Annotated in this window: 6 protein-coding genes; all 6 read left to right on the top strand. The window is 64.7% G+C overall.

All coding sequences use genetic code 11. The annotated features are described in order from the left end of the window. Positions 1-687: 687 nt before the first annotated feature. The 6 genes from MKL11_RS16310 (at position 688) to MKL11_RS16285 (ending at position 4,348) form a co-directional block, all read left to right on the top strand. Positions 688-1,530, top strand: coding sequence for a helix-turn-helix domain-containing protein (locus tag MKL11_RS16310; protein ID WP_243945159.1), 843 nt, complete (start codon positions 688-690; stop codon positions 1,528-1,530). An 83-nt stretch (positions 1,531-1,613) separates the two neighbouring features. After that, on the top strand, positions 1,614-1,841 hold the full coding sequence (locus tag MKL11_RS16305; RefSeq protein WP_243945158.1) for a hypothetical protein: 228 nt from the start codon (positions 1,614-1,616) through the stop codon (positions 1,839-1,841). Between the two features lie 834 nt (positions 1,842-2,675). After that, positions 2,676-2,930 carry a PsiF family protein gene (locus tag MKL11_RS16300; RefSeq protein ID WP_243945157.1) on the top strand — a complete coding sequence of 85 codons (255 nt, stop codon included), beginning with the start codon at positions 2,676-2,678 and terminating at the stop codon, positions 2,928-2,930. A gap of 330 nt (positions 2,931-3,260) precedes the next feature. Next, a complete protein-coding gene (locus MKL11_RS16295) occupies positions 3,261-3,431 on the top strand; it encodes a DUF3606 domain-containing protein (protein ID WP_243945156.1) in 171 nt (56 codons plus the stop codon). Between the two features lie 355 nt (positions 3,432-3,786). Continuing rightward, entirely contained in the window at positions 3,787-4,074 is a 288-nt protein-coding gene (locus MKL11_RS16290; RefSeq protein WP_243945155.1) for a hypothetical protein, read from the top strand. A gap of 109 nt (positions 4,075-4,183) precedes the next feature. Then, the gene (locus tag MKL11_RS16285) at positions 4,184-4,348 is read left to right on the top strand and encodes a hypothetical protein (protein WP_243945154.1); all 165 of its coding nucleotides are present in this window, start codon (positions 4,184-4,186) and stop codon (positions 4,346-4,348) included. Positions 4,349-4,614 lie beyond the last annotated feature (266 nt).

Genomic DNA, 4,614 nt, shown 5'->3' with positions numbered 1-4,614 from the left:
ACGCGACGATGCTGGTGGGGCTGCACGACGTCCGGGGGCGTGGACCGTGCTGCTCTGCCAGTGTTCGGGCGCTGAGCCCGGTCGCTGAAGAAAACCTACATCTAAGCGGTCAACGAAGCGTTGCGCCTCGCCGGCTGGTTCAGGACAGCCACACTCATTCGCCCATCAGAGCCTGCAGGTCGTCGCGTTTTGCGAGCAGGTCGCTGAGATGCCGCCGGTAGAGCTCGATGCTCGCTCGTTCGCGCCGTGCCCCTTCCGCGGACAGGTCTGGGTCTTCAAGTGCGCGCAACGAGGACCGGACGCTCTCTTGCAGGTGGCGATCTCGCGCTCAACCCTCTCAAGCTCGGTCACTGCGGCTCCTCAACGTTGACTTAACCGTGCCGTCCGGCCGACATGCCATGTCCGGCTGGCGCGTGCTCTGTGCGAGTCGCCGGAACCATCAGGAGACACAGCCGCCGCAAGTCGACCCCTGAAAAGCCAACGGGCCCCCCGTCGCCAAACGAGGAGCCCGTCGAAAATCTAAGTGGCCTGTGGGGGCCGGTTTCCAATCCCCACAAGCCACGAGACGCCCCCAGGCGTCAAGCGGGAACGCCAATTCCCGCGACGATGAGGCTTTGCCTTGTGGACCGGACGCCTCTGCGGCGGCCCGGAACGACCTGTTGCGGCCCTTTCACGGGGCCGAGGACCATGTTTGCCGACGAGTTGAGGCGCGCCATCGAGGCCGCGAGCCGAATCACACTGCCGTCCGTGACGGCGCTGCTGTGGCGCGCCTACGGAGACGGGAAGGTCACGGAGGCCGAGGCTGAGGCCCTGTCCGGCCTGATCGAGGCGCGGACCCTGTCCGCCCCACGGCGGAGCGATACCCTAGGGGTCACACAGGTTTTGCGCTCCCCCGATCCGGGGACCGCAAATGCCGAGGATCCCGGCATTTCCCAGCCTCGTGTAGGATCGCCCAGGAGGACCGTCGGCTCCCGCCCGCGCACGGATGCCTCGATGGAGCGCCGTCGCCGCTGGGCCGCCTCGGGGCGGCTTCCACCGGGGCTAGCAGCCCGGTTTACGCTGGCCGAGCAGGCTGTCCTCGCCCTCGTGGCGGCCGAGGTGGTGCGCCGGAAGGACTGCCGGCTGTCGGTGCCGAACCTCGCAGCCGTCACGGGCGTGGCCGAGACCACGGTCCGCAACGCCATCCGTGAAGCCCGCAAGCTCGGGCTGCTCACCGTCGAGGAGCGCCAGATCACCGGCTTCCGCAACGACACCAACATCGTCCGCATCGTCTCGCCCGAGTGGACGGCTTGGCTACGGCTGGCGCGAACCCGAGACCCACTATCCAGACTTGGATCGTCCGCCTCCGCCTCACCGGCACAGGCGGGAGGGTGCAAATCCGCGAACCGCACGCCTACTGAAGTTCTAGTCCTGTCAGAATCGGGGAAAACGGAACCGAAGAAGAGCTGCCGACAAGCGGCTGGCGACCTTGACCGATCAGGTAGGGCGAGAATCCGCGCGGATGGTAGGGCGGGCCGAGCTATGCGGTGAGGGTCTGCAGGCGTTCGGCAGGGCGGACGAGAAAGCAGGGTTGACGACGAAACGGTTCTCGCGGCCGCCTCGTTGAGGGCGTCATGACGAGCATCGCGATTCTGATCGAAACTCAGCAGGGGGTCCGGTTCCTCGTCGCCGCCACGCCCCGTGAGGCCGCACTGAAGGCTGAGTCCGTCATCGCCGCCGTAGCGCAAGCCGAGTTGCCCGTTCCGGTCTGGGTCGCGGGTGCCACTTCCGATATGGCCGGTCGCCTGATGAACTACCTCGCCGACGTTCAGATGGAGCGGGTCTTGGAGAAGGCCGCCTGAGGCCACTTACCTCCGTGGTGGTCATCACAGGATCTGCTACACCGCCACCTCTTCCCGTCAGTGCGCCCGAGGCGTTCGCGACACTGCAAGGCGTGCGGCGGGCAAGCACATGACGACAAGCGCTCTCCGGGCCAGTCCCCGCAGGTCGCCCGTGAAGCCTTGGCCGGGCAGTCGCGTGAGGGTCGGTGCGGCGGCGGGACTGGAGACTGCAAGCGCCGGCCCATGGCCCTAGATCATCGGCGACACTGACCGGCAAAGGCCCGCCCCGGGTGTAGAGGCGGGAGTTGTGCCATCAAGCTCACGAGCGCTGATGGGAACCGGTATTCACCGGTCCAGTCACCTCCCGCCGTCTGAGGTATCCTCTGATGTCTGGGTTGGCTCAGTGACGACGTCGGCAGTGCCCTGAGATCCATCCGTGAAGCCTACAGGATGGTCGACTGGGGGAAACAGGTCCGCCAATCCGGTGGCTACACCGTGCAATACTGGATCCTGCGACGAGCCGAGGGAGGGCATGTACGGGTCAACGGTTCGCATGCTGAACACGGGTCTGAAACTGATGGGAAAGTGAGCAGCCCTCAAACCGCTCTTGATCTGGGTTAATAGCGCTTAACGTGGATGGTTCAGACGATTTTCGCGCTTGGGTTGTGATCCGCGACCGCGGCGGCGATCTCGCGGTTGCGAGTAAGACTCGCGCCAAGCGCAACCTCTGGGGGGCCGAAGCCGAGCGCCCGTCGAGCGCGATAGTATGGATCAAGTGACAAATCACTGATCCGTGTGTGGCGGAACGCAGGTTGTCGTGAAGCTGTTTCAGGCGGCTTATAGGAGCATTCGATCATGAAGCTCACCCTCGCCGTTTCGTTGGTCGCGAGCAGCCTTTTCCTCGTCGCTTCTGCCAATGCGCAAGGGACGACGAACACACCTGGCATGGTGCCCGGCGCAGCTGCGTCCGCACCGGCGATGAAGTCCGATGCACCCAAGGCGGACCGCACGGCTAAGTCGAAAGAATGCTCGGCAGAAGCCGATAAGCAGGGTTTGCATGGCAAGGCGCGCAAGGCCTTCCGGAACAAGTGCAAGCATGGGCAGACCTGAAGGCCGGCTGGGCACCCTGTAGCTCCAAGCTGGTCCGCCTGCTGCGGCGAGCGTTGTGAGAGATCCCCTACAACAGGCACACGCAGACCAGTTCCTTGCCCCTCCGTGAAGCCTCAGCTGGTCAGTTGCGTCAGGGTCGGTGCGGCGGGGGAACTGGACACCGCAAGCGCCGGCCCAGGGCCTGGGCCTTCAATCACGAGGTGCCGTCGCGATATCTGTTGATATTCGTCGCAGGACCGGGGAGGCGGGCAACTACGCTGCTTGATCGGGGTTGAGCGCTCAGTTCCACCACATCAGCAGAGGCACGCCGTCGGGCGTGACCACACAGCTATGGATACGGCGCAGCTCCAGTCATCTCCCCGCACCCATATCGACATCAATGACCGCGCTGCGCGTGCCGCGCTCGCCGCCCGCCTGGGTGTCACCGAAGAACAGCTACGGAAAACGGTTCGCCTGGTCGGGACGCGCGTGCGGACGATCGAAGCGCATCACCAGGTTTAAGGACCGTCAGCTATGCAGTGGGAGCCTGGGCTACGCCTTAGGGGCACCAACTACGCAGAGCGGTTCAACCATTCGGTTGTTGCCTGCTGCAGTGCGATGGCCTAGCTTTGCACTGCGGGATGGCGATGGCGTCGCGATCCCGCTGCCCTTCTTGGGCGTTTCCTCCCTAGACTTCGGGCCGCTCCTTCGGGGGTGGCCTTTTTTCTGTCTGGGGCCGCCGCGTAGCTGAACCGAGCACCGGCGGCAAGCAAAATGATGCCGAGTGCGGTGATCCACGACGAAAGCTTGAACGATATCGATCACGATGACGTTCAGCCCAAGACCGATCGAACCGATCCGTCCGGAGTAGAACGCCATGTCGATGAAGACACTTGCCCTTGCTGCAGCGCTCGCAGTTGCGGTTACCGGGGCCGCCCTTGCCCAGACGCCGGCTGGAGGGGGAAGCGCTGAGGGCAATATGAACAATCCTGGCAGCGTAAAGAGCAGCTCCGAGAAGTCCATGGAGACTGGATCCAGCTCGATGGGGACTGGCATGGCGCCTGGCACCAGCGGTGGTCCGCGCGTCGATACCCCCGGTGCCCCTGCCAGCAGCGGCTCGGGCAACGGCACCACCGGCAGCGGCGCAGCTCCCAGCGGTAAATAATTATCGACTGCCCCGCGGACGCGAGCCGCGGGGTGCCTCTCGATGCTCAGTGCTGAGTCAGGCTATCGACAGTCTCGCTCGCCCCTAGCTTGCTAGAGAAGCGCGCGAGATGACTGACGCTCGGCTCGCTCAGGCCACCGGCATTCGCGAAGGTGGCCAGCGCGATGCCTACAAGGAACTGAGCTTCTGCCTCAGTCACCTCTCGTCCGCTGAGGGTGCTGGAAGCCCCCTGCGCGGCCAATACCGCCTGTCGGAACGCGGGGTCGTTCTGTAGTTCTGCCAGCCGGGTCATTCGAAGCTGCCAAACGCGGGCCCTGCTAGAGAAGCAAGCCCAGTCAGGCCTCGTAGCATGTCGCTTGCGCTGCTGTAGGGCTGCTGTCTGAAAAACGATTGGATTGCGATGAACGCCCTCAAGGATCTGCTGACCCGCTTCGGTCGGACCGTCACGGCCTATGCCGGCGACGAAGCGCTGATGCAGGCTGGGATCTCGGCCGCAGCCAACGTCATCGTGGCTGACGGCGAGGTGGCGGGTGACGAGTT

This window comes from Methylobacterium sp. J-077 (assembly GCF_022829365.1).
In the GTDB taxonomy this organism is placed as follows: Bacteria; Pseudomonadota; Alphaproteobacteria; order Rhizobiales; family Beijerinckiaceae; genus Methylobacterium.
This window is presented reverse-complemented; position numbering and strand designations above follow the sequence as displayed.